Origin of the sequence: Pedobacter gandavensis, assembly GCF_032678465.1 — a bacterium.
Taxonomy (GTDB): domain Bacteria; phylum Bacteroidota; class Bacteroidia; order Sphingobacteriales; family Sphingobacteriaceae; genus Pedobacter; species Pedobacter gandavensis_B.
The window spans coordinates 522,900-547,864 of record NZ_JAVTSK010000002.1; the positions used below are offsets into that span (position 1 = coordinate 522,900).

Genomic DNA, 24,965 nt, shown 5'->3' on the forward strand with positions numbered 1-24,965 from the left:
GCAGAATGCTACATCAAAAAATAGAAGGCGTATAGAGAGAGGGTTTACACTTTTTGTTGTACCAAAATTTAATATCATGAAACATCAAATGTTAATGAAAACAGCTATTTGTGGGTTAGTTTTCGCAGCCAGTGCATTGACTGCAAATGCACAAAAAATAAATGAAAAAGAACTGAAAGTGAATGTCGATAAGATTTCTAATTCTACACAACAATTGAATAATTTAGAGCCAGTTACCTTTCAGTATGATACTAAAAAGTTCAATTACCTGGCGCTTCCTACCGGTGCTCAATACGGTTTCCTGGTGAGTAATGTGCTCCCTGAATTTCCGGAAATGGTATCTGAAGTCTCTAAGCAATACAATGCTGGAAAAAACGATTCCAAAGTAGTTAAATACAGTGAAGTGCAGACGGAAAGTCTGATTCCGGTATTGGTAGCTGCTATTAAAGAACAGCAGGCAGAGATTGAATTGTTGAAGAAAGAGTTGAATCTTTTAAAAGAGAAGTCAAAATAAGATCACACTTAGTGATGCAAAGGGAGCCATCTTTAATTGATGGCTTTTTTTGTATCACAAATAAGCCCCAGATTTCTCTGAGGCTTGTTTGTTCTGCTGTAACAGCAATTAATTCGTTTGTTTTGTCACCTCAATGGTTTTGTCCATCACCCGTACAAGGGTATCTCTATATTGTAAAAAGTTAGCCTGACGAGCATCATCAGTTTCACTTTCCTTAACCGCTTTTCTGGCGTCTTTTACTTCCTGTAGTTCATTGGTATATAGCTCCATAAACAATTCAGATTCTTTGTTTTTCAGAATCCTGATGGTATGCGAGTAGTTTTCATGGCAGTCAACGAGAATAGCGAAGTTCTTCTCATTATAAACATCCAGACCAACAATTTTTCCTGATAGCTTCTCCAGCTTTCCTCTTTCTTTTGCGTAACCCATAATTGCCACGAATATACCAGTTTTGTGGAATATTATAAAATTCCTTTACACAGCCAGCTTTTTATATGTGCTGTTTATTCATCTACCCACCAAGTTGCCTGTATAAATTGTTAAATTAAGTTAAAACAAATCATTGAATGAGAATGAATCATAGCTTTAAGTAAAATAATCGCTATCACATGAATTCATTTAGAATTACAAAAGTTCTAGCTCATCGATTTTCGATGGGAATGCCTTTTCAATCGTTCCCCCAAGTGCGGAAGCATCCAATCCTCAATAGTTTAAACCAGTTGATCAGAGCAGTTATCACACTGAATGCGAATCGCAATAGATTTTTCAATGACAGATGCTGTGTTAATCTGTCGATTTCAAAGAATTTAGACTTGATGGTGTTTCTCGATAAAACTTCTGGTCAGTGGAATTAAAGATGAAATCGATATTACGAAATGCTCTTGTGTTTTTAATAACGTACCTTTTACTGAATAGTACTTTGTTTGCCCAGGAAATTCAGGGGACAGTTGCAGATCTGCAGAACAGAGAATTATTGGAATACGTTGAAATAATTAACATTAACAATCAGCAGAAAACACTAACGAATAAAAGAGGCGAGTTCAAGATTCAGGCTGCAGTAAATCATGTGCTCGTTTTTATTCAAGCTGGATACCACCCTGATACTGTGTTGATCATCAACTTAAAGCCACTGAAACGATACCTCAGAAGTAGCCTGGTTAATTTAAATATGGTAGAAATTAAAGGAATAGCTTTTGATCCCCGGGAAGAATACATCAGAGTTTATGGCAAGGGAAAAGCTTTTAATATGAGTGTAAATAAGCCATTGAGTTTTAGTCCCTGGAAGTATTTCAGCTACGAAGGGAAGTCGGCCAGGAAATTTAAACGTAAAATGAAAATTGAGTGGATAGAAAAGGAAATAGATAAACGATTCAATAATACCGTAGTCAGGGCAATTTGCCCTTTAGAAAAGTATGAGCTGGACGCTTTTATGGTCAGGTATCGCCCAACTTTAAAGGAGCTGGAGCGGATGGATCATGATCAGTTTAAACTATATCTCCTGGATGCGTATAAACAATTTAAAGAACTCCCGGAAGCAGAAAGAAGATTACCTTCCTTAATGCCTGGAAACCCATAGGTAAAACTACCTGTTTTTACTGAATAAATCCTTTCTTGTGTTTATTGTGGAGAGAATTTTAATTATTTTTAAATACGAATTTTCCTGTAATAGGTAATCGTTGTAATTAACATCCCTAAAACTCTCAATTATGAAAACACTAAACTTCGATGAAAGATTAGATGAAGTCTGGAAACACTGCCAGCGTGGACTGGTTTATCCATCACCTTATGCTATTTTCGCTACTTTTTGGCTAAGAAAGCCGGTCGACAAAAAGCAACTGGCACTTCTGATGGCAACGATCCGGGACGAGATCACCAGCAATGACGCGCTGGCAAATAAAAATACCACGGTGGTATTAGGAGTTTCGTTTAAAAACTGGGCAGACATCTGTGCAAAGGATGGAACTGACTTGCCCAAAGGAATGCAATTGAATTTTCCTGAAGAAAATGACCCCTTTACTTCTAAAGTATTTGATGCCTCCAAAGGTGTTTTTAGCAATGCCCATGGTGACATTTGGTTTCACATCAAAAGTGATTTCGAACATCCTTGTGAACTGGTGCTCGAATTAATCGAAAGCGCATTAAAAGACGATACCAAAAATGTTGTTGCGCAGCCAGCTGCTTCCAAATCAAATGAAAAAGGCGGGCACAATGGGAAAGTGCTTGGTTGCCGTTTTTCTGAAAACTTAAACAATCCTTCTGATCCGATCACCATCGCTAAACATACCCTGATTGGTGGGGAAGATATGGCACACTTTGGTGGTTCATTTGTATTGGCACAACGTTTTGTGATCAATTGGAACCAGATCAATATGTTAACAGAAGATCAGATTGAAGACCTGATCGGACGTAAAACAGACGATACGATTATTCCAGACAGGGATTCGGGTAGTCACATTAAATCGGCCAGGTTACAGGATGAAAATGGAAATTCAACGCCAATTTTGCGTTTAGGCTTGCCTTTTGGAAGAGCTAAACAATCAAAAAATGGATTTCGCGCACCTAAATCGGTGACGGTTTCTGATGAAGAAGGTATTTATTTTGCTGGTTTTTCTAAAGAAGCCAGTATCCTTGAAAATATCATGAGTAATCAGATTGGAGCCGATAAAGGATTTATGAATGATCGGTTGTTCAATCATTTGAAATCGAATCTGGGTGGTTTATTTTATATTCCAAGTGTAGAAGATTTGAAATTGAATTTACTGGAAGATTATTCCAATGATTTTAGTCAGGTAGAACAAGGGAACTGGCTGGTATTTCCTGGAGTGGACTGGAAAAGGTTGGATCGTCATTATCAGGATGCCTCGAAAAATGGGCTCATGTATTACAGCCATCAGAACTACCTTTTTACCATGTCTACAGGCATTGGTCGTGAAAATAAGTTTTTTAATGCACCATCAAACAGAATCCTGAGCTTATTGGAGAATATTTTTTCCCTGTGGCAGGACAATTGGTATTTTAATCGTAAACAGGAGGAGATTAAAGAAGATCTTACTCATTATATCGCTAAATATCAGGGTACAGATAAACCTGCCGACATCATGAAGGAGTCAATCATGATCAGAAAAGGTTGGGCTGTCCGACTCAGTTTACATTTATTCAGTGACCCTTCCTATGGATTTAGGGGGCGTAAGATAAGATTGAAAGATGGAACTTTAATTCCTTATTCTTCTTTCCGTCAGGACGAGGGGGAAACCATATACGGTTCTGATACTTTTAGAGTTTCACCGGAGGAAATTATTGTAGGTGCCATGCCAAACTTGTCTTTAGGAGAAGGCCGTTATGTTATGAAATATCTGTCGGACATTGAGCGTATGGATGGATTTTTAAATAACCTTTCTGAAGCTTCTGGTGTAGGACACGTGATTCCTCATTTTGAAAAAGCACTGCAAAAAGGTTTGGGGCAAATGAAAGCGGAGGTGTTGGATTACGAAAAGAGTGCAGCAACGACAGTGAAGAAAGAACTGTATCGTTCTGCGTACCTATCACTACAGGGAATTTCTGAATATTTCCAGAATTATGCAAATCTGGCCAGAGCAACCGCGACAAAAATGACCGCAGGACAAGCATGGGAAAAACAAAATCTGGAAGAGATTGCTCAACGCATGGACAAATTGTCTGAAGAAAAACCAGATACATTTGTGGAAGCTGTACAGTTTATATTTACGCTACACAGTTGCCTGCATTTAAATGGAGAGCCAACAGCAATCGGAAGGATGGACCAACTGTTATTGCCTTTCTTTGAAAATGATGTGATTTCTTTGGAAGAAGCGCAGGAAATTATTGATGCTTTCTACATCAAATTAGATGAAAAAGTACAACAGAACCGAATCTTTATGGAGGATCATCAGCCATTTGGAAACCTGGCTATGGGGGGCAGCTCTGGACCTTACCCACAAGGCGCATCGCTTGGGCAATGGATTCAACAGATTACTGTAGGAGGTACTGTTGCGGATGGAACAGTTGATTTTAAAGATACAAAACCTGCATATAATAAGTTAACGATGCTGTTTATTCATGCGTCAGGACGGTTGCCTCTAAATGCACCTTGTCTGTCTTTACGGACCAGAAAGGATATCCCGGAGGAATTACTGGAAGCGGCGGCACATGCAATATTGGCTGGTGGCGCGCATCCGATTCTATTAAATGATGAAAAAATAATTGAAGGTCTTTACCAAAGTGGCGATGGTGTAGGAGGGGATCTGATTAAGGAAAACAAAAATTGGAATCCTGCTGTGACGATGGAATCGGCACAAAATTATGCCTGTGATGGCTGTTATGAGCCGCAATTTCCAGGGGAAAACTGGTTTTCTTTAGGTGGTTTTTCTACTTTACAACCTTTGGAATGTGCCTTAAACCAAGGCAGAACCTATTCTTCTGCGGGACAATCCTACCTGTTTGGCCAAACGGTTTCCCTGAATTCTAAACCTGCAGATCAGATTAAGAATTTTAAGGAGTTACTGGATATTTACTTTCAGCATTTTGAGCTATTGAATCGTAAAGCATTCAATGGACAATTAATGGGGTATGGAGCAAATACCAAATTCTGTCCATCGCCAATATTAAATGTGCTGATGGATGATTGTCTCGCCAAAGGTCAGGATTTTTATAGTGGTGGTACAAAATATAGTATTTATGGTCCCTGCTATATTGCCTTAAGCTCTACGATCAATTCCCTGTATGCTATTAAAATGATGGTGTTTGATGATAAAAATGCAGTCACCACTCTACCAGAATTATTAGAGTGTTTATGTTGTGATTGGGGATATAAAATGACAGAGCCTTTCATCAGTAACCTTGCAGGTGAATCACGTATTGCCGGGCGTTCGGATCGTTTTAAACGTTTAAGAGATATTGCACTTTCATTACCACGGTATGGCAGGGGACATAAGGATATTGATGCTTTTGGAAATACGATTGTTGAAGGGATTGCAGAGATTTCAGTGAAAACTTTCACAGATCCTTTGCCACAAATGTACAATAGATTGAAAGATTTGGCGCAGAAATACGGTACAGAAGAATATCCTTTCGGACTTCAGATCCAACCGGGCGTAGGTACTTTTGAAAACCATGTGGAAATGGGCGCCTGGAATGGTGCCAGTGCAGATGGCCGGCGACTGGGGACTACAGTTGCAGGGGATTTAAGTGCAATGCCAAGTCCGGCGGACTTGCCAATTGAACCACAGCATGCGGGTTTTGAAAAGTCATTAGCAGGATTTAAAGGTAAAGGAGCTGAAATGATGACCGACGGTGCACCAACTGATTATAATATTGATGAAGATTTTCCGGCAGATATGATTGTCCGTGTAATGAAGCAGTTTGCAGAAGGTAAATCCTCTAATATTTTAACAATTACCGTTGCCAATCCTGAGACTTTTGAAAAAGCAGTAAGTTCACCTGAGCAATACAATCTGCTTAGGGTGAGAACTGGTGGCTGGTCTAACTTCTTTACATCGGTGTTCCCGCTGGTACAAGACCAGCACCGTAGAAGACCTGTTTCTATACCTGTCGCCATTGAAGAGGAGGAAAATGCAATTGCGGGATGTCCTTACCACAATAAGATGGCAAAGTAATAGTCAATAACGGATACAACGCCTTCGGAATTCAAAGATTCTGGAGGTGTTTTTCATTTAGGCTCAGTTTTAGGAGTTTTACTTGTTTTTAGCCCTTCTAAGTGTTGTTTTTGTTTTTTTGCTTACACAGGGTGGTCTTGCTGCTTTTGATGCTGCTGTGGGCTTTGTTGTGGCCTTAAAACGGTTGAAAAAAATAGCATTCGAATACTTTTCATAAGCCATTGTTTTTGTCTAATTTTAGCTCAGCAACAAGAAATATTGAGTTAAAACTACCGTTAATTCCGGAATGCAGCGGTTCAGTTTGATTCTTTTAATCTTCTGAATTTATGACAATTGCTTTAAATCTCTAAAAGGAGAAGGGCTATTGCTTTGAACAGAGAAAAACGAATATGACAGAAAAACCTTCATTCAGGGATGCATTAAAATTTTGGTTTAAATTGGGTTGGATTAGTTTTGGTGGTACCGTTGGGCACATCAATATCATGCATAATTACCTGGTAGATCGCAAAAAATGGGTCAGTAACAGCCGGTTTTTTCATGCGCTGAACCTTTGTATGTTATTACCTGGGCCGGAAGCACAACAACTGGCTATTTATATGGGCTGGCAACTCCATGGGAAAAAGGGAGGACTGATCGCAGGAATACTCTTTTTCCTGCCTTCTATGTTTATTCTGTTGCTATTGAGCATTTTTTATGTTTTTTTTGGAAACCAAGCCTGGATGTTTGCCATGTTTAATGGCTTTAAACCTGCAGTGATCGCGATTATTATGCTGGCTTTACTTGGTATTGGAAAAAAGGCGCTTCACACACCTTACCATGTAGCTTTTGCCATACTTGCTTTTTCCTGTATTTTCTTCTTTAATGTATCCATGGTATTTGTCATTTTTGGAGCTATCGGAATTGGGTTATTAGTTCATTATTTAAGCCCGCCTCTAATTCCTAAGCATGGTAAAGAGGCTGAATTTAGTACAGTTCATGAAAAGGCTTACTATTTTAATCAGCATTCAATTGCCGCAGGGTCAAATACCCAAAAGAAAACGATCGGACTTCAAATCTTAATTTTTTTCCTGTTATGGATTTCGCCAGGTATCGCATTATATTACCTGAGCAGTGATTTTGCCTTCTGGAGAGACCTATCGGTATTCTTCTCTAAGACCGCTTTTTTGACTATTGGGGGTTCTTATACAGTATTACCTTACGTAGCCCAGTATGCGGTGACCAAACTCAATTGGTTAACGAAGCTGCAAATGATTGATGGTTTTGCCTTAGCAGAAACTACACCCGGTCCCTTAATCATGGTGGTTGCATTTGTTGGATTTATGGCAGCTTATCATCATTTTGATGCCTCTGTGTCCATGGGCATAATTGGCTTACTGCTCACTACCTTTCATACTTTTTTACCTTCATTTTTATTCATATTTGTGGGCGGTCCAATCATAGAAAAAGCGCATGGAAATGTAGCAATAACCAGGGTGTTGGGCTTTGTAACTGCTGCGGTTGTAGGTGTTATTTTTAACCTGACTTTGTTCCTTGGGAAAGATGTTGTTTTTCCTGGAGGAATCAGGCTGGAAAATCTGGATCCAGTAGCGCTAGGCTGGATTTTTATTACTTTCCTTTTGATGAAGAAGTATAAAGTTAATGTCCTGTATATTATTGGGATCAGTTTGGTTTTCGGTCTGTTGCATTATTGAAAACTCTTGACTTTCTTTTATTTAGCTGTTAATAAGCAGTTTATGTTTTGTTTTTGACTCATCTGGCCTGCGCGAAAATCCGAGAATATTTTTTTTGGAATAATAAATGCTTTATTATAAACGAATAGGAATTATAAATAAATTCTTGTCTGAAAAATTAATAAGCGGATATGAAGATGAAAAAGAGAATTTTATTGACAGGAGCTTCAGGAACAGTAGGTTTTGAAGTTTTAAAGCAATTGGTTTTACAGGCCGAAAAATACGAGATTACAGTATTTGATCAAAAGACGAAAAAAGCTGTTAAACTATTGTCTCCTTTTGAAAAGCAAATTCATGTGGTCTATGGGAATATAACCAGTCAGGCAGAAGTAGAAGAAGTTTGCAAGAGAAAGGATGTAGTAGTTCACCTGGCAGCGATTATTCCTCCTTTAGCAGATGAAAATCCCAGGATGGCTTATGATGTTAATGTGAATGGAACTAAAAACCTGATCCTGGGATTGCAGAAACATTCAGCTAAGACATTCTTAATGTACAGTTCTTCAATCTCAGTTTATGGGGACCGTTTGAATTCGCCATGGATTCATACAAACGATGCTTTATCTCCGAGTCCGGAGGATCATTATGCGGTGACTAAAATCGAGTCTGAACAGTTGATTCGGAATAGCGGATTGGAATATTGTATTTTCCGATTGGCGGCAATTATGGGTTTAAACAATCACAAACCTTCAGGCATCATGTTTCATATGCCGCTTGCTACCTCAATGGAAATTTTAACACCAAAAGATACCGCAAGGGCTTTTGTAAATGGGATTACAGACCGGGAAAAGTTGACCGGAAAGATTTTTAATCTCGGAGGTGGTGCATTGTGCCGGACAAGTTATGAAGATTTTCTGAACCGATCATTTAAAGCTTTTGGCCTGGGAAAAATGAATTTTCCAGAACATGCGTTTGCGGAAAAAAACTTCCATTGTGGATACTATGCAGATGGGGATGAGCTACAAGAGCTATTGCATTTTAGAAGAGATACACTTGATCATTATTTTGATCAGCTACAACAGTCGGTTTCTCCAATAAAAAAAACACTGACTACTGTGTTTAGAGAAGCTATTAAGAATCATCTTTTGAAAAAGTCAGAGCCATTTAATGCTTTGCTGACGAAGGATACTAAAATGGCCTCGAGGTTTTTTAAAGAACTTTAATAAAAAGAAACATGAAGAAAAATATTTTTTTGATGCTGGTTTTGCTAACTGTTCAGTTCAGTTATGCGCAGCATAATCCGTTAAAAATTACGGTAACGAATATCAACAAACTGGAAGGAAATATTCAGGTAAGTTTATACAATAAAGAAACGTCTTTTATTAAAAAAGGGCTGGAATACAAAACCATGACCAGAGCAGTGAAGTCTGCAACAGAGGTGTTTACCTTTAATGATTTACCGGAAGGGGAATATGCGGTAGCACTCTATCATGATGAAAATAGTGACGGAAAATGCAATACCAATTTCCTGGGTATTCCAAAAGAAGGTTATGCTTTTTCCAAAAATTTCGTCCCAAAATTAGCAGCACCAAAATTTGAGGATACGAAATTTAAGCAGGAGCATGGCAGGAGTCTGGTGATCAAAATGATTTATTAGTTATTCTGTGTTAGCTCTGGTTCTGAACAAGTCTACATTGGAGAGCAGGAATCTGTTTTCTAGTGAAATTCTGGAGAGCTTTGTACTCACCAGGCTATTTTCTCTTGAATTCAGTAGAAAAACGGAACTTTCCCCGATTAAGAACAGCCTTTCTTCAGATTGTAACATTTTGTCATAATCGGCAACCAATGAAGTCGTAATGCCAATTTGCTGCTGTATAGATTTGATTTCTGTCTGTTGTGCTGTGATTTTGTTTTTGAGTTGTAAGCGTTCCAGCTTAAGGTCGAGCTGACCATCTAAAATTTTTAGTTGTGCCAGTTTCATAGCGCCTCTTTCCTTTCTGAGGAAAAGTGGAACACTAAATTTCAGCTCAAATTTATAATTGCCGAGCTGGAATTCATTAAAATAGTTGGGTTCGGATAAATAGTGATAGCCCAGATCCAGTTTTGGTAACAGCATATTGCGTTTTAACTTTTGCTCTATTCTGAGGATTTCTACTTTTTGTTGCATAGCCATCAGCTTGGGATGACGATCCAATTCTCCATTTTCTTGCAGTGCTTCCTGAAAATTCAGAGCCAGCTTGATGGCATCTTCCAGGTTATCTTCCGGAACGATACTTTCTCTTAGCTCCATTGGAATGTTTTCAATCCAAAGGTAATTGGAGAGTTCAAGTTTAGATTTTGCCAGTTTTAACTGTGCTTCTGCTACATTTAACTGTCGGTTTTTAATGACGATATGGGCTTCTACACTATCTATTGCAGCTTTATCACCAGCTTTAATCAGTTTATTGATGGCGATGCCCCGCTGCTCAGCAAACGATAGATATTGCGCATATAGTTTGGCTTCATCATTGGCCCTTTTCCAGTTTACATAAGCATTGGATGCATCGTATAGTACATTTACTGCTTGTAACTGGCGCTCTGATTTACTCATTTCAACCTGGATTTTGGCAATGCGTAAATCGGCCATTCGCTGATTAATTAAAAGGCCTTGTGCCAGGGGTACAGTAATTCCCAATGAGGTTAGGCCTTGGTCTGGCGTTCTGTTTTGCGGATTTAAGTACTTCCCTTCATTGCGGTCGAAGCCCGCCTTTACTTCAATGCCATACCAGGTTGGCAATTTGAAACTGCTGTTAAATAACGAATAATAATCTATTCCTTTGAACTCTTTATTGTTAAAATCTACTTCCAGTTTTGGATCGAAGCCACCGCGCGCCATCATGAGCGCCGTTTCAGATTTACTGAGCAAGAGATCTGCCTGACGAACAGCAGGATGATACTTTTTCACATAGCCGAGAAATTCAGCAAAGCTCAATACTTCCGATTTAGGTGGTTGTGCGTTTGCTGATAGCCGACAGATCAGAAGGAGTAGGACTACAAGTAATTTGACTTTCATGCCTTTATTTTTTAGCAGTAGCAGGTTTTTCAGATTGATAGTAATTAGGAGGGAAGCCGTTCAATGTTCTCCAGATTTCAAACCAAACGGGAACGGTTTCCAATAACGCGATAGTTTCTGCGCCAGAACCTATGCTCAATTGCTTTGGCCAGGGATCTTCTTCTTTATCTGGGGCAATGAGTACCCTGTATTTACCATTGGGACTTATGAAATTTTCGATCGCAACAATTCTTCCCCCAAAAGTACCGTAAGACATGTCCGGCCAGCCAGAGAATACAATGGTTGGCCAGCCATCAAACCATACCCGGATCTTTTCTCCTTTTTTTAAAAGGACAATGTCGATAGGGTTGACAAAGGTTTCCACCGCAAGTTCATAACTAGCGGGCATAATGCTCACTACAGGAACTCCCTCTTTTACTGTTTCTCCCAATCCAGATTGCAAGGCACGGTTGACGTATCCGTCCTGAGGTGCAGTGATGTAATACATACCATTTCGTATACTGTAATTGGCATATTGATTTTCCAGTTTACTCAGCTGTGCTGAAGCATCAGATTGGCTGCTCATGGTAGTATATTTATCACCAGTAGCCTTAGAAATCTTTTCGGCATATTCTGCCGACAAACGGTCAACTTCCAGTTTCGCATTGATCAGCTCATTCCGGGAAGTCAATAACTTGTTTTCCTGTGTCAACACTTTTGCTTGTGCATCCTGTAACTTTAACCTTTTCTCCTCTACATCAGTTAAGGGTTTTAATCCTTCTTTTTGTAATTGTACTGAACGATCAGCTTGTGTCGTAGCAATTTTAAGCTGTGTTTTAACGGCTTCATAATCCATGCTATCGCTCTTTATTTTCAAAAGAGACTGTTTGATTTTATTCCTTGCCTGTTGGTGCTTTAAATTTTTCTCGTTTTCAAGAGCTACAATCTGAGCACTCAGCGCATTTACTTTTCCTCCATAAGATTCCAGTGCCATTTTCTTAGCATTCACCTGGTTTTTTGTGTTCTGAAGCAGGTTTGGATCAAAATAATCTTCTTTCACCTCCGAAAGGAAAAGGATGGTATCTCCCTTTTTTACATAGTCTCCTTCCTGTACATACCATTTTTCAATTTTTCCGGGAATAACAGTATTGATGGTTTGAGGCCGTTGGTTTGGTTTTAATGCCGTTACAGCGCCAGATCCGGATATGTTCTGTGTCCAGGGTAGAAAAAAAACGATGACGCCAATGATGCATAGCACCAAAATTACCCTGTTCAGAATTTTATAGTGAGGTCGGTTACTTAAATTTTTTACTGCACTATAGCGTTCCAGTATGTGTTGCTGTGTATGATTTTTATCAGATAGATGGAGCATGTTCTTATTTTTTTAGGTCGCTGATAATTTTTCCGTTTACCATAGTGATCGATCGGCTGGATTTTAATTCCCAGGTTGGATTTGCAGAAGAAACAATGACGGTCCATTCCTGATTTTTTGAACAAATGAAGTCGATAATTGCATCCGCTGTCTCGGGATCTAAACCCTCAGTAGGATCTTCATAAAGCAGGATTGCAGGTTTTCGGATGATACTTCTAGCCAGCAGAATTTTCTGTGCATTGGAAGAAGATAACTGTTTCCCCTCCGGAAATATTTTAGTGTCCATACCATTAGGAAGCGTTTTGATATAACTACTCAATTGCACAGCATCTAATGCCCAACGTAGATCCTGTGCCGTTATTGATGGATCATTGAAAGTGATGTTTTCAAGAATACTCCCTTCAAAAGGGCTTTCTCCATGAATGATAGTCCCGATTTGTGCTCGGTATTGATTGATGTCGATTTTCCGAAAACTATCATCATTGATAAATAAGGTGCCACTTGTGGGAACCAGGATTCCGGAAAGGGTTCGGATCAGCGTAGTTTTACCAGCGCCATTCTTCCCGTTCAGGATGATTTTTTCCCCTTGTTCTATTTTCAAAGAAATGTCTTTTAACATGTCTTTTTGTGCATTTGGAAAGCGAAGTGATAACTGATCAGCTTCCAGGGTTATGCGGTCATAAAATTGCGGACGTTCACTTTCCAACACTTCTTCTGTGTCCATATCAGTTACTTTTCCGATCTTTTCTACAGCGGTGAGTACATCATAAAATGTTTCCAGCCCAAGGACAATTTTTTCCACCGAATTGATGACTAAAAGAATAATAATTTCTGAAGCTACAAACTGCCCAATATTCATTTTTTGACTCAATACAAGATATCCTCCGATCAGGAGTAGGCCGGCGGTGATGATCACCTTAAAGACAATCAGTTGTCCATATTGACGTTTGATCACGTTAAAGTGCTTTTCTCTATAATTCAGATAATTATTGGTTAGGCTATTGTTTTTTTGTAGGGCATAATCGAAGTTCAGTGATTTCCTGAAGCTGTGTTTGTTGCGGGCAATTTCCTGTAGCCATTCCGCTGCCCGATATTTATACTTGGACTCACTCATACTGGTGTCTAATCCCTTTGTGTAGGAAAACTTAAAGATCAGGTATAGCATGAGCACCAGTAATAATCCAAAAAGTATAAAGGTGGGATGATATAGAGACAACAGAATGATTCCAAAACCAATCTGAAGCAATGCAGAAGAATAATCCAATAGTAATTTGGAAACGCCTTTCTGAATGGTTAGGGTGTCAAAAAAACGATTGGCAATTTCAGGAGGATAAAGGTCCTGGTATAACTCGTCGAATTTGATCTTCGGTAGTCGGTAGGCAAATTCAAAAGAAGACCTCACAAATATCTTTTGCTGTAAATTTTCTGTAATTCTCAGTTGCATGAGGGATAAAATACCTACAAAAGCAACTCCGGTAACGACACCTATAACCAGGATGATCCAGGAAACACTGACTCTGCCACTTTGAAGGAAATTTACAATCGCTTGTATTCCCAGGGGTAGTGAGAGACTGATAAGCCCGGCTATGATGGCGTATAAAAATATTTGATAAACATCTTTTTTGTCAAGTTTTAGCAGACTGAAAAATCTTTTTGCTGGACTCATAATTTAGGACTTAAAACGTGTTGAACAAGGTGGGTATAGAAAGCTGTTGGACTGGTGTTTTCATCACAATTTGTAATGGTTTTAAAATGGTCTTTCAGAAAGTGTTGGTGTAAGGCGCCTTCTACAATATTTGAAATTAAACTTTTAGGGTAGGGGTATTCCGGATTAATTTTTACGACCATATCTACCATTCTATTGATCACTCTTTTATAAATCAAAAAGAACCCTTCTTTGTTTTCTTCATCTACTTCTTTTGTAAGAAAGGTTTTTGTGAATTCTGAAATAATGATTTTGTTTAATAAAGCTTCATTCATATAAGGAGTATTCAGGTCGTCCTCAATCTTTTCAGTGACCAATTCCAATGCTTTGATGAGCTGGTCTAATGGGGCGACAATATTTGCTGTGGCAAAGACCATTTTGTATTCTATCCAACTCCAATACCAGGAAGAAAAATAGACCAGTAATTTATGTTTGTTTTCAAAATAGCGGTAAATCGAGCTCTCATTTGAGCCGATTGACTCTCCCAGCTTTTTAAAAGTGAAATTATCAAACCCAATTTCATCCATGATAATCAGGCTTTGCTGAATAATTTTTCTTCCTAACGTGGTGGTTTCAGGGTCTTTAACATAAATCTTGTCGTTGACCTGAATTTTGATAGTCGAGAGTAATTGATCCATTTTGAATATGTTTACTGCAAATGTAATAGTAATACTATTATGTTGGAGAATAATACTTTGTTTTTTATGTAAATTCAGTTTAAATGACAATGGAACTATATTTTGTTCCGATGAATGATTTTAACTAATTTACCTCCGTTAGGAACCACTAAACAAACAAATGATGCTAAACCGAAGAAATTTTATCCGCAATAGTGCTGGAGCAATAGGCAGTACTGTATTATTTTCTGCACTCAATCATCCTGCATATGCTTTATATGAACGAACTATAGGTGCAAATGACCAGATCAATATCGGAGTAATTGGAATTAATGGGATGGGATGGTCAGATTTACGAGCTGCATTAACGGTTCCAGGTGTAAATTTACTGGCCTTATGTGATTCGGATCAAAATGTACTCGACAATCGAATGGCGGAGTTGAAAGGAATGAATATTGATGCTTCCAAAGTGAAGGCTTATAAAGATTATCGTGCTCTATTGGATAATAAAGATATAGACGCCGTAATTATTGGAACGCCCGATCATTGGCATGCTTTAATGATGGTTCATGCCTGTGAAGCCGGTAAGGATGTTTATGTAGAGAAGCCTGTTGGAAACTCAATTTTAGAGTGTAGAACGATGGTGAATGCACAACAAAAATACAATAAGGTAGTACAGGCAGGGCAGTGGCAAAGGAGTCAGCAGCATTTCAAAGATGCAGTTGATTTTGTGCAAAGTGGGCAGCTTGGAAACATCAGAACAGTTAAAGTCTGGTGTTATCAAGGCTGGATGAAACCTGGTGCTGTAGTTCCAGATTCTCCGGTTCCAAAAGGTGTGGATTATGATTTATGGTTGGGCCCAGCAAAAAAGCGGGCATTTAATTCAAGTCGGTATCATTTTAATTTTCGTTGGTTTTGGGATTATGCGGGTGGATTGATGACAGACTGGGGGGTGCATTTACTGGATTATGGATTACTGGGCATGGGTTCTCCTATTCCCAAAAGTATATCGGCATTAGGTGGCCGTTTTGCCTATCCTGATTTGTATGAGGAAACGCCGGATACTTTAACCACTCTTTATGAGTTCGATAAGTTCAATTTGGTATGGGATTCTGCGATGGGCATTGATAATGGTTCCTACAATAGAGATCATGGTATTGCCTATGTTGGAAACAACGGAACATTGATTCTGAACAGAGGAGGTTGGGAGGTGATTGAGGAAAGACAAAGTGGAAATAAAGTAAGTAAGCCTTTTCAGAAAGCCTCAGATAATGGTCTGAACAAGCACATGGTCAACTTTTTTGCGAGTGTCAGGTCAAGGAAAAAGGAAGACCTAAATTGTTCTATTCAGGCCGGTGCACATGTGGCAAGTATTGCTCAAATGGGTAATATTGCTTATAAAAGCGGCGAAAAACTTAGTTGGGATGCTCAGAAAAAACAATTTACGAATTCAAAAATCAATAATAAATACCTTATGGCTCCGTACCACAACGGATACAGCCTACCAAAAATTTAAAATATGAAATTTCTTTTTAGCACGATTGCATTATCTTTTCTAACGTTTATCTGTATTGCACAAACCAGATTTGTACGGTTAGTCACAAATAAGGGAAATATTACTTTAATGCTTTATGATGAAACGCCAAAACATAGAGATGCATTCCTGAAAAGTATCAGGCAGGGATTGTTCAATGATGTTGCTTTTAACCGGGTGATTAAAGGTTTTGTAAGTCAGGGTGCGGAATTGGATGAAACCATTCTTGACAGAGAAAAGCTACATCCTGAAAAACCAATACTGCGCATCCCAGCGGAAATCGTTCCAACGCTTTTTCATAAGAAAGGAGCACTAGGGGCTGGCAGAAATGACAATCCGGAACATAGTTCGTATTTGACCCAGATTTATCTTGTTGAAGGTAAAAGACAAAGCGATGAGCAATTGGATGCCTTAGAAAAACAAAAAGGTAAGCAGTTTTCCAGGGAACAAAGAGCCATATATAAGACCATTGGTGGAATTCCTCGCCTGGATTGGGATTACACAATATTCGGCGAGATTGTGGAGGGAATGGATGTTGCTGATGCCATCAATTCATCCGCAACGGATAAAAATGATTTGCCATTACAGCCGATTACTTTTAGCACAAAAATCCTTTCTCAAAAGGAGGGAGCGAGTCTTCGTAAAGCAATGCAGCTTTCGAAGTCTTAATTGTGGGATACCTCAACAGTAGTCCTAAGAAATGATCCGTATACGGCTAATTTCTTAGGACTACTGGTTTTTCCTTTGAAAATCAATTCACATGAATTTCAAATTAAGGTTCATGTGATCAAAAATCTGCCTATAGGCTGTCTTCATTTTTAAGTCCTTTTAGTAGGGCATAAATCGCCATACCATGCCCATGGCCAAGATCAAAATCGTTTTTCAGCCAATTGGTAATTTCAGTTGCTTTTACAGTCAACGTTCCATTCTGACAGAATTTTTTCTCTTCAGCGAGGGATCTAAAATCTGCGGGAGTTTTACCGGTTTTTTCTTTGATTGTTTTTAGATATGCTTGAAATGACATAAGTTTTAAATTTAGAGGTGATTTAGTGGAAGAAATGTTTAGGCTCAGTAATTGATTATTTTAAAGTTTGATTTGTTTTATTACTCAAAGTTAAGTCTGGTTTTGATGCAGCGTGCTGTGTGATCAGGACTTTATGAGGGGGGATTTACGACTACTAGAAAAAGAGCCATTATCAATTCTGAGGTAGCAAGGCTGCTTGCAGGTCTTTGAATTGAAGAGCAGCTCCTGGAAAAGACAGCTTTTCTCAATAATAGCGGATTACCTGAAGTGGTTTGCGCTGTAAATCGATGGGAAATGATGAATAGAAATTCTGTAGATTTAACTGAAGAATCATAATATTCAAGGAATGAATGCAACCGGTTATTTATATGAATTTCAGCAGGCCGCAAAGCTTATTGATCAAAAAAGCTTGAAGGCTAATGAGCTAGATCTGGCCGTTGGAGTATTTTTAGACTGTATCTGTTTGAAATTATATAAAAAATCCTGGGCAAACCCATCTGCAGATCCCTTAACTTCGGAATCCAGAATCTTCTTTTCTATCTGGATCGATCCTTCAAAAGGAAAAGAGCAGAAACTATTCTATAATATTCATTCACTCAAATTGAATCATTTAAGAGGATACTCCATAAAGAGCAGGGAGTTTGCGGATTCATTTAGATTGCGTTTTAAGAATGAAGAGTATAAATGGAAAAATGTAAGCCTGAAATTTGGCCCATTAACCCTGATGCAGGGATGCTTACCGATTGATCCCGGGAATTTTCAGGAGGAAATCATCAGTTTATCTCATCAATTTATAGGGATCGCGCATCTAATAGATCAAACGCTGGCAAGCTTTATAAAGGTAAAGAAAGACCGGGCTTGACTTGGATTTTCCAGTTAAAAGACATGCTACTTAAAGGTGTGCTTAAACAACTTTAAGTAGCATATTAACAACTATAATTGTGGAACTCCTGGAGTGTGACCTGAAGGTGTTGGTGACGATCTAAATGCTTTGGAACTATTTTCCTGTTGAACAGGTTGCTGCATTCTTTTCATTGTGCTTACGCTGATATGCGGCCATACAATTGGTGTAACATCGCCTCCGATAGGAAATACCAGGTTGACGGTTTGTGAATATTGCAATAACTCAGTCTCTGTTCCCCCGGAAATTTGTTCGATCCAGAAAACAGCATCCATAGAGGTTGCGGTAACGTTGGTTTGGATAAAGGGAATATTGAGAATTCCGCCAGTGGCATCTGGATTTCTTGTCGACATTGGTATTGTTGTTATTTGTGTAATTGAACCTGATCCTACTATTTGTTGAAGTGTAGATTCCAAAAAACTGTTAGGGTTTACCTGATCAAAATCTTTAAACTGTGGGTCAAGTATAATATTTTCATTGTAGCCCAAACCTCCTGGCGCCGATCCGTCCAGGTTATGTGCCAAAGCGCTAACCGGAAGAATGAAAGGGATTTCGGGATCATTTGTTTCATCCGACGAACCCATTGCCAGCAAGGCATTGCCATGGGGAACTGTTCCTAATCGGGCAATATTCAGACCACTACTGTAATTGGTGATGTATAAAAATAAGCCAGTCTCTGCATGAATTACCTTGCCATTCCCAAAACCGCGGCTATTACACAATTCATTATCGCAAACGCTGATGATTTGCTGTTCATAGAACAAGCCTGTAATTTCCTGATTAAACGGTTTGCCGTTGATCACCGGACCACTGTTTCCTGCTTCTACTGCCACTGCAGAGAATTTAAGATTTTCCTTGTAAGGAATCACCTCGAATAGAAAGCCTTTTTCTGCCGGTACGGACATGACATTCCAACCACTTGGTGTTGGTCCTGTACCTGTTCCGCTACTTGGAGGCAGTATCACACTTTCCCATTGTCCTACCAATTGCCTAAGAGGGCCGAGGTCTACGGTCCCGAGTTGATTTTCTGGAATGAATCTAGCGCCCATTCCGAATTGATTTAATTGTTCTGTCATTATATTATGGTTTAGGTTTGAATTTATTTCTATCCCGATGATCTGGTCATTAAAAAATAACCAAACCTACAACCCATACAAAACAGTTGATCCAATTTATTATTAGAGATTTATTTACCATGAGATGAGCGTTTTAGGTTAATGTACCTGAGGTATATAAATGTATGAAAAAAAATATCAATCATGCGGCAATCAATTCTGTTTATTAGAAACAACATACTTGCGATGATGAGTAACAATAAAAGCTAAACTGGTAGAAATTAGTGTTTTTTGCGCTGCGATTAATTTTTTATGTTTAAATTCATATTGTCGTTAGACGATTAATACCCAGGAGGAACTGGAATTGTCTGATGCGTTTACTATAATTGGATTAAAAGCCAATAAAATATTTTTAACGTTTTCAAAAACAATCTTATCATGTTGACATTCTCAAAGATTGCCCAGGCCCCTACATGGCATGGGGAAATTAAAAATTACTTTACTGCTTTGGATATTTCGAAAATGCGTAGCATTAGGGGATATGACCTCAGTAGTTATTCATTTGTTGTGAGTCATGCACCAGACATTTATCAAAGGGTATCTCTTCCGCCTGATGCCAAAGGACGTATGCCGATGGATCCTGGAAGCCCCTGGTCTAAAGAAATGATAAGCAATTTTCTTTCCTGGATGGAAGCTGGTTATCCTGAAGGACAAGCTCCAGTTGGGCAGACGAACTTATTAAAAATGTCGGCTAGCCGGGTAACGGGAAGAGTGAGAAAGAGCCTGACTTCAATGACCGCTCCAGAGTTGGAAAAGCTGAAAAAAGCGTTTACCGGAATTATGAATCTAGGTACCCTTGATTTAAACGGATATTTTCAGAACGCCGCCATACATGGATTGCCCCTCGCTTTCTGTCAGCACCACGTTCCAGGATTTCAGCCCTGGCATAGAGTCCAGATGTGGGCATTTGAAAATTCCCTGCGTTCAATTGAAGGATGTGAGGACGTAACTTTACCTTATTGGGATTTTAATGAACTCCTGCCTGATTGGATGTATGAGGCGCCATTTGCTTCTTATACCTTGCCGGTCGATATCGGTACGGCTTCCGGGAGTACTAATCCAGACTACAAGGCAGGCTATCAAACCAGCCGATATGATGCAGAAACCATTCTTGAAAATTTCAGGAATGAGGTATTGCAACCTTATGCAGATGCGCAGGCTGAAGTCTGGTGGGATAATTTCAATGGCTTGTTGGATGGGACACCTAATCTGGACTTTATACTAGGACATGACAGTGGTCATGATGCTACCGGAGATACCATGGGGCAGCAGAATCTTTCTGCATTTGATCCTATTTTCTGGTTTTATCATTGTAATCTGGACAGGATGTGGTGGGCCTGGCAGGCAAAGTACAATGCCCAGACTGTTGAGGGATTCATGAAAACGATAAAAAATCAAAATAGCTCCAGTTACCTGGTATTTACCAATTCTGCTTTGGGGAAAATGAATCCATGGGCGCAGAACTTGAACAGGGATGACCTGACAGCAGAATTTACTATAGATTCGGCTACAAATTTTGACGTTTCCTACGATGATCTTGATTTGAATTTGCCAGCTTCAAAAGGCAAAAAAAGCCTCTTTTTGGGAATGGCGCGTACATTCATGGCCAACGATGAGGAAGTCAATGTGCGGATATCAGATTTGGACAGGACCAAAATTCCTGGAACTTTTAAAGTTTATCTACTGAAGGATGGGGAGGTCTTGGCTAAGTCAGTTTTCTTCCAGCCTGATGAAGTGGAAAAATGTTCCAACTGTATGCAGGTACCAAAAGTTCATTTTGACTTCAGGCTACCATTGGCCAGTGTTAAAGGTGGTTTACTTAGCGCAAGGGTTGAACCGAACAATAAGAAAATGTACGGAGATACCGTACCACTTAGCGTACTTGGAAATCCTAAAATTGAAGTGTCTCTGGTTTTAGATGCTATATAAAACTACAAGTTCGAATATTTATGGAACTATTCTAATGATCAGTTGTTTAAGTTTTAAACTTATACCCATATGAAGTACTTTCTCTCAATTGCTTTAGTAGTGATTCTTTTTGTACAAAAAGAATGCATGGCTTGTACCCGCGTAGTATATAAAGGCCCAAATGGAACTGTGATTACCGCTCGCAGTATGGACTGGAAAGATGATATTTCCGCGAACTTATGGGTATTCCCTAGAGGGATTTCCAGAAATGGTGAAGTAGGACCACAATCCTTAAAGTGGATCTCGAAGTATGGAAGTGTAATTTCAAGTGCCTGGGATATTGCTACAGTAGATGGTCTAAATGAAAAAGGATTAGTAGCCAATGTATTGTGGCTGGTAGAGTCAAGTTATCCAAAATTTGAACCAGGAGGGAGTAAAAAGGGCATTACCATTTCTGCATGGGCTCAATATGTGTTAGATAATTTTGCTAGCGTAAATGAAGCAGTAAACGCACTAAAAGACGAATCATTCGTGGTGGTGAGTGACTATATTCCTGGCACCAAAAAATTTACCACCCTACATTTGTCGATTTCTGACGCTTCAGGTGATAATGCAATATTTGAATACATCAATGGAAAATTAGAGATTCATCATGATGCATCCTATACTGTGATGACCAACTCACCAGTATTTGGGCAACAATTGGCCTTGAATGATTATTGGAAAGGTATACCTGGGACTATTATGTTGCCTGGGACCAATCGTGCTGCAGATCGTTTTGTAAGGGCATCTTACTATATCAACGCCATCCCACAAACAGATGATACAAGAGTTGCGGTTGCGAGTGTATTTAGTGTAATTAGAAACTGTTCGGTACCATTTGGAATCAGCTCAGAGACTGAGCCTAATATTTCCTCCACAAGATGGAGATCGGTAGCAGATCAAAAAAACAAAGTTTATTATTTTGAGAATGTATTGACTCCCGGAACTTTTTGGGTAGACCTCAGCAAATTTGACTTAAAGCAAGGTGCGAGGTCAATGAAATTGACATTAAACCAAAGTAATCATTTGAATGGGCTTTCCAATTCAGATTTTAAGCCAGCAGAACCGTTCAAGTTTTTGGGCATTTAAGGCTGTTTGTTATTTTGTCAAACCTACGTTATTAAGAACGTAGGTTTGATTTTGTTTTTTATTCCTCATCTGAATTCTCTTTTGGTTCCCATAATTCAATCACATTCCCTTCGGGATCAAGGATATGGACGAACTTTCCATATGCGGAATCTGCGATCTCATCAATAATCGTCACATTTTCTTTTTTGAGTTCTTCTACCAGTAAGGTAAGGTCTTCCACCCGGTAATTGATCATAAATGGCTTAGTGGAAGGGTTGAAATACTGAGTGTCCTTAGGAAAGGTACACCAGGTTGTCGATCCAATTTTACCCGGATGATCGGTTTGGAGCCATTCAAAAGTTGTACCGTATTCACTGGTTGCCAATCCAAGGTTTTTGGCATACCACTCGTTCATGTCTTGAGGGTTATCGCACTTAAAAAATATACCGCCAAGTTCCGTTACTTTTTTCATGTGTCAGTGTTTTATATTTAATAATTGATATCAAAATGGCAGAAAATATATACTGTATGCAGTACCATCAGTTAATTTCCATCAATTTTTGGAGATTACCAAATCTGTTTTCAAATCTTTAATTCAGCATCCAAAGCACTACAAACTAAATTGATCAGGAAAGGTTTCTTTAATGAACGCTGAACTTGGAATGATATTTTAAACTAGAGTATTTTAGAATTTAATATCTTCATTATAAGATCTGAAATTCGCTAAGTCCCTCCAAATTATGCGCTACAGATGCATGAAATGATTAGTATATTGAAAATTAGAAATATAATTTACAATGAAAGTGAACATCAGCAAGAACAAATCAAGTGTAGCAACTAAAGATCATATTTCAGAACAATTCTATCACGGTACAAAGGCTGACCTAAAAAATGGAGATCTGATTAAACCCGGCTATAATTCAAACTATGGAAAAAGGAAAAAAGCGAAGTATGTTTATCTTTCTGCCACTTTGGATGCTGCCATTTGGGGCGCTGAATTAGCCTTAGGTGATACTGCATGTAGAATTTATATTGTAGAGCCGACAGCAGCATTTGAAGACGATCCTAATTTGACGGATAAGAGATTTCCTGGAAACCCAACAAGGTCGTATCGAACTTTACATCCGCTACGTGTGATTGCTGAAGTGAAGGAATGGCAGGGGCATACACCTGAGCAATTAAAAACAATGAAGGATCACATTGAAAAACTTAAAGAACTTGGTATAGAGGCGATAGAAGACTAAAGGGGCATGGCAATTGTATTAGTTTCAGTATTTTGAATTTCTTTATATATTTTGATTACTAATTACATTAGTATAGATTTGTGTTCCTGCTAAAATTAGCGGTTAGCAATATGCAATTCAATACTTCAGTTTTTCCTGATGACCAAACTTCTGATCTGATCCCAAGCGATCAGCTGCAGGCGAGAATTTATGGGGAAACGCCATGGCATCGTAACTGGAAAAAGGCTTTTCCAGTATCGTATCGTGAGGTTAGTTTTGAGGACAAAGTGATGGGGGAGTTACACAGAGCCGATGTATATACGCCATGTGGTACAACCCTTGAATTTCAAAATTCAGCAATCGGTATTCAGGAATTGGAAAGTCGGGAAGCCTATTACCCTAAATTGGTCTGGGTACTCAATGGTAAAAAATTTAAAGGTTTCCGAATTTTAAAACACCTGCCGGATGTGGATGATCCAAGGCTTTCGGGTTATGAATTCTGCCATTCCGATCATCTTTCTATGATTAGAAAAGTGGATTTTTTGCAGGCTAAGGGTAAAACTAAAGTGTTGAATTTCTTGCATCCTGAACTGAGGAAAATCCCTCTAACGAGTCATTACTATTCTTTTTGCTGGAAGAATCCTCATCGGGTATGGTACCAGGCCAGGTGTCCACTGATTGTGGATATAGGTGGACATTTCTTATATCAATTGAAACAGCGCAAGCAATTATCTGGCGATTATCCTTACCTCCACATGATAGCCCGAAAGGATTTTATTGCCCAATATTTGGTCGGCACTACCTAAGCCAGGAATGGGTTCTGTAAAAACCACTGTAGCAAATTCAGCTTCTGGAAGTCATTGCGGAAGGAGGAGTGATGATGATGTCGATTTTAGCAATGACACAGCATTACATATTATTTTAATGCAACTATTTTTTTAAACATTTTAAAACTAAAATAATATCTTGCGGAATAAATTAATCGCTCAAATAACATGTACATTCTCTTCAATTTTATCAATCGAAGCAATAGTTCTGATGCTTCAGTAGTTATGTTTCAAAAAAATGTGTCCGCATCAGCTGATGGAACTGCCATCGCCTATAAGGTAATTAAGAATGCTAGACCAGAAGAAAAGCTCCCGTTCAGTTTTCCGGTTAACATGGAAATCGGAGCTAAAGATACCGATGGTTACGAAAGTCCCAATGCTCCTGCCGAGGGCGGAGACACTTTTATGCTACAGAGAGCGGCGGGCTCAGATAGCCTATACAAATCTGTGAGTAAGGGCAATCCCAACGAAATCCTGCTTTATAATCTTTTAAACACGGGTCGTGTGGATGCTTTCCTTTATAAGGAATATAAGGTTTTGGCTCGTCAAATTGGAATTACGCATATTCATAGTGCGGTATTTGAGATTAAACCAAGTCTTTGGATTGGTGTAACCGATCAGGTGGCTGAAGGAGGAGTGATGTCTGCAGGATTGTTATCCAATATTAAAACAGAGCTACCCTTAACTGGACTTAAAAGTGCTGATATTGTGATGACTGGTGACGTGGGGAGATTTGAATTTGCCCTGGAGAATGCAGTAATTGGCTAATGCTTGATCTGGCTTGAAG

Annotated in this window: 22 protein-coding genes; 14 read left to right on the forward strand and 8 right to left on the reverse strand. The window is 38.9% G+C overall.

All coding sequences use genetic code 11. From position 1 onward, the window contains the following. Positions 1–76 precede the first annotated feature (76 nt). Complete coding sequence (locus R2Q94_RS05330) at positions 77–514, forward strand: tail fiber domain-containing protein (protein ID WP_316820407.1); 438 nt, start codon at positions 77–79, stop codon at positions 512–514. Positions 515–622: 108 nt separating this feature from the next. Here the strand turns inward: R2Q94_RS05330 and R2Q94_RS05335 are convergent, their stop codons facing one another. Further along, the gene (locus R2Q94_RS05335; RefSeq protein WP_316820408.1) at positions 623–943 is read right to left on the reverse strand and encodes a hypothetical protein; all 321 of its coding nucleotides are present in this window, start codon (positions 941–943) and stop codon (positions 623–625) included. 427 nt (positions 944–1,370) lie between these two features. On the opposite strand from R2Q94_RS05335, the gene R2Q94_RS05340 reads away from it, so the two are divergent. The 5 genes from R2Q94_RS05340 (at position 1,371) to R2Q94_RS05360 (ending at position 9,468) form a co-directional block, all read left to right on the forward strand. Further along, positions 1,371–2,090, forward strand: coding sequence for a carboxypeptidase-like regulatory domain-containing protein (locus R2Q94_RS05340; RefSeq protein WP_316820409.1), 720 nt, complete (start codon positions 1,371–1,373; stop codon positions 2,088–2,090). 130 nt (positions 2,091–2,220) lie between these two features. Then, entirely contained in the window at positions 2,221–6,144 is a 3,924-nt protein-coding gene (locus tag R2Q94_RS05345) for a Dyp-type peroxidase (protein WP_316820410.1), read from the forward strand. Between the two features lie 389 nt (positions 6,145–6,533). Next, a complete protein-coding gene (gene chrA / locus R2Q94_RS05350) occupies positions 6,534–7,835 on the forward strand; it encodes a chromate efflux transporter (protein ID WP_316820411.1) in 1,302 nt (433 codons plus the stop codon). A 176-nt stretch (positions 7,836–8,011) separates the two neighbouring features. Beyond that, a complete protein-coding gene (locus tag R2Q94_RS05355) occupies positions 8,012–9,034 on the forward strand; it encodes an NAD(P)-dependent oxidoreductase (protein WP_316820412.1) in 1,023 nt (340 codons plus the stop codon). Positions 9,035–9,045: 11 nt separating this feature from the next. Further along, positions 9,046–9,468: a DUF2141 domain-containing protein gene (locus R2Q94_RS05360; RefSeq protein WP_316820413.1), complete on the forward strand. Its 423-nt coding sequence runs from the start codon at positions 9,046–9,048 to the stop codon at positions 9,466–9,468. On the opposite strand, the gene R2Q94_RS05365 is transcribed toward R2Q94_RS05360, so the two are convergent. From R2Q94_RS05365 to R2Q94_RS05380, 4 genes are read right to left on the reverse strand one after another with little or no spacing between them, the layout of a single operon-like run. Further along, the gene (locus tag R2Q94_RS05365; protein ID WP_316820414.1) at positions 9,469–10,863 is read right to left on the reverse strand and encodes a TolC family protein; all 1,395 of its coding nucleotides are present in this window, start codon (positions 10,861–10,863) and stop codon (positions 9,469–9,471) included. It abuts the gene before it with no gap. A gap of 4 nt (positions 10,864–10,867) precedes the next feature. Then, the gene (locus R2Q94_RS05370) at positions 10,868–12,214 is read right to left on the reverse strand and encodes an HlyD family secretion protein (RefSeq protein WP_316820415.1); all 1,347 of its coding nucleotides are present in this window, start codon (positions 12,212–12,214) and stop codon (positions 10,868–10,870) included. Between the two features lie 4 nt (positions 12,215–12,218). Next, positions 12,219–13,880: a peptidase domain-containing ABC transporter gene (locus R2Q94_RS05375; RefSeq protein WP_316820416.1), complete on the reverse strand. Its 1,662-nt coding sequence runs from the start codon at positions 13,878–13,880 to the stop codon at positions 12,219–12,221. Then, positions 13,877–14,557: a TetR/AcrR family transcriptional regulator gene (locus R2Q94_RS05380; RefSeq protein ID WP_316820417.1), complete on the reverse strand. Its 681-nt coding sequence runs from the start codon at positions 14,555–14,557 to the stop codon at positions 13,877–13,879. The genes R2Q94_RS05375 and R2Q94_RS05380 overlap by 4 nt, the downstream gene beginning before the upstream one ends. Positions 14,558–14,720: 163 nt before the next feature. On the opposite strand from R2Q94_RS05380, the gene R2Q94_RS05385 reads away from it, so the two are divergent. Then, the gene (locus R2Q94_RS05385) at positions 14,721–16,052 is read left to right on the forward strand and encodes a Gfo/Idh/MocA family oxidoreductase (RefSeq protein ID WP_316820418.1); all 1,332 of its coding nucleotides are present in this window, start codon (positions 14,721–14,723) and stop codon (positions 16,050–16,052) included. Positions 16,053–16,055: 3 nt separating this feature from the next. After that, positions 16,056–16,739: a peptidylprolyl isomerase gene (locus R2Q94_RS05390; RefSeq protein WP_316820419.1), complete on the forward strand. Its 684-nt coding sequence runs from the start codon at positions 16,056–16,058 to the stop codon at positions 16,737–16,739. Positions 16,740–16,869: 130 nt separating this feature from the next. Here R2Q94_RS05390 and R2Q94_RS05395 read toward each other — a convergent pair whose 3' ends face one another. After that, positions 16,870–17,094 (reverse strand): DUF4287 domain-containing protein, encoded by a 225-nt coding sequence (locus tag R2Q94_RS05395; protein ID WP_316820420.1) that lies wholly within the window; start codon positions 17,092–17,094, stop codon positions 16,870–16,872. A 346-nt stretch (positions 17,095–17,440) separates the two neighbouring features. Between R2Q94_RS05395 and R2Q94_RS05400 the strand changes: the two genes are divergently transcribed. Next, positions 17,441–17,956, forward strand: a complete 516-nt coding sequence (locus R2Q94_RS05400) for a hypothetical protein (protein WP_316820421.1) — start codon at positions 17,441–17,443, stop codon at positions 17,954–17,956. A 71-nt stretch (positions 17,957–18,027) separates the two neighbouring features. Here the strand turns inward: R2Q94_RS05400 and R2Q94_RS05405 are convergent, their stop codons facing one another. Next, positions 18,028–19,071 (reverse strand): heme-binding protein, encoded by a 1,044-nt coding sequence (locus R2Q94_RS05405; RefSeq protein WP_316820422.1) that lies wholly within the window; start codon positions 19,069–19,071, stop codon positions 18,028–18,030. A gap of 417 nt (positions 19,072–19,488) precedes the next feature. On the opposite strand from R2Q94_RS05405, the gene R2Q94_RS05410 reads away from it, so the two are divergent. Both R2Q94_RS05410 and R2Q94_RS05415 read left to right on the forward strand, forming a co-directional pair. Then, a complete protein-coding gene (locus R2Q94_RS05410; RefSeq protein ID WP_316820423.1) occupies positions 19,489–21,039 on the forward strand; it encodes a tyrosinase family protein in 1,551 nt (516 codons plus the stop codon). 69 nt (positions 21,040–21,108) lie between these two features. Continuing rightward, positions 21,109–22,149, forward strand: a complete 1,041-nt coding sequence (locus R2Q94_RS05415; protein WP_316820424.1) for a linear amide C-N hydrolase — start codon at positions 21,109–21,111, stop codon at positions 22,147–22,149. A 58-nt stretch (positions 22,150–22,207) separates the two neighbouring features. Here R2Q94_RS05415 and R2Q94_RS05420 read toward each other — a convergent pair whose 3' ends face one another. Beyond that, on the reverse strand, positions 22,208–22,600 hold the full coding sequence (locus tag R2Q94_RS05420) for a VOC family protein (RefSeq protein ID WP_316820425.1): 393 nt from the start codon (positions 22,598–22,600) through the stop codon (positions 22,208–22,210). Positions 22,601–22,925: 325 nt separating this feature from the next. Between R2Q94_RS05420 and arr the strand changes: the two genes are divergently transcribed. The 3 genes from arr (at position 22,926) to R2Q94_RS05435 (ending at position 24,946) form a co-directional block, all read left to right on the forward strand. After that, on the forward strand, positions 22,926–23,372 hold the full coding sequence (gene arr, locus R2Q94_RS05425) for an NAD(+)--rifampin ADP-ribosyltransferase (protein WP_316820426.1): 447 nt from the start codon (positions 22,926–22,928) through the stop codon (positions 23,370–23,372). 110 nt (positions 23,373–23,482) lie between these two features. Next, positions 23,483–24,157, forward strand: coding sequence for a competence protein (locus R2Q94_RS05430; RefSeq protein WP_316820427.1), 675 nt, complete (start codon positions 23,483–23,485; stop codon positions 24,155–24,157). 189 nt (positions 24,158–24,346) lie between these two features. After that, complete coding sequence (locus tag R2Q94_RS05435) at positions 24,347–24,946, forward strand: hypothetical protein (RefSeq protein ID WP_316820428.1); 600 nt, start codon at positions 24,347–24,349, stop codon at positions 24,944–24,946. Positions 24,947–24,965 lie beyond the last annotated feature (19 nt).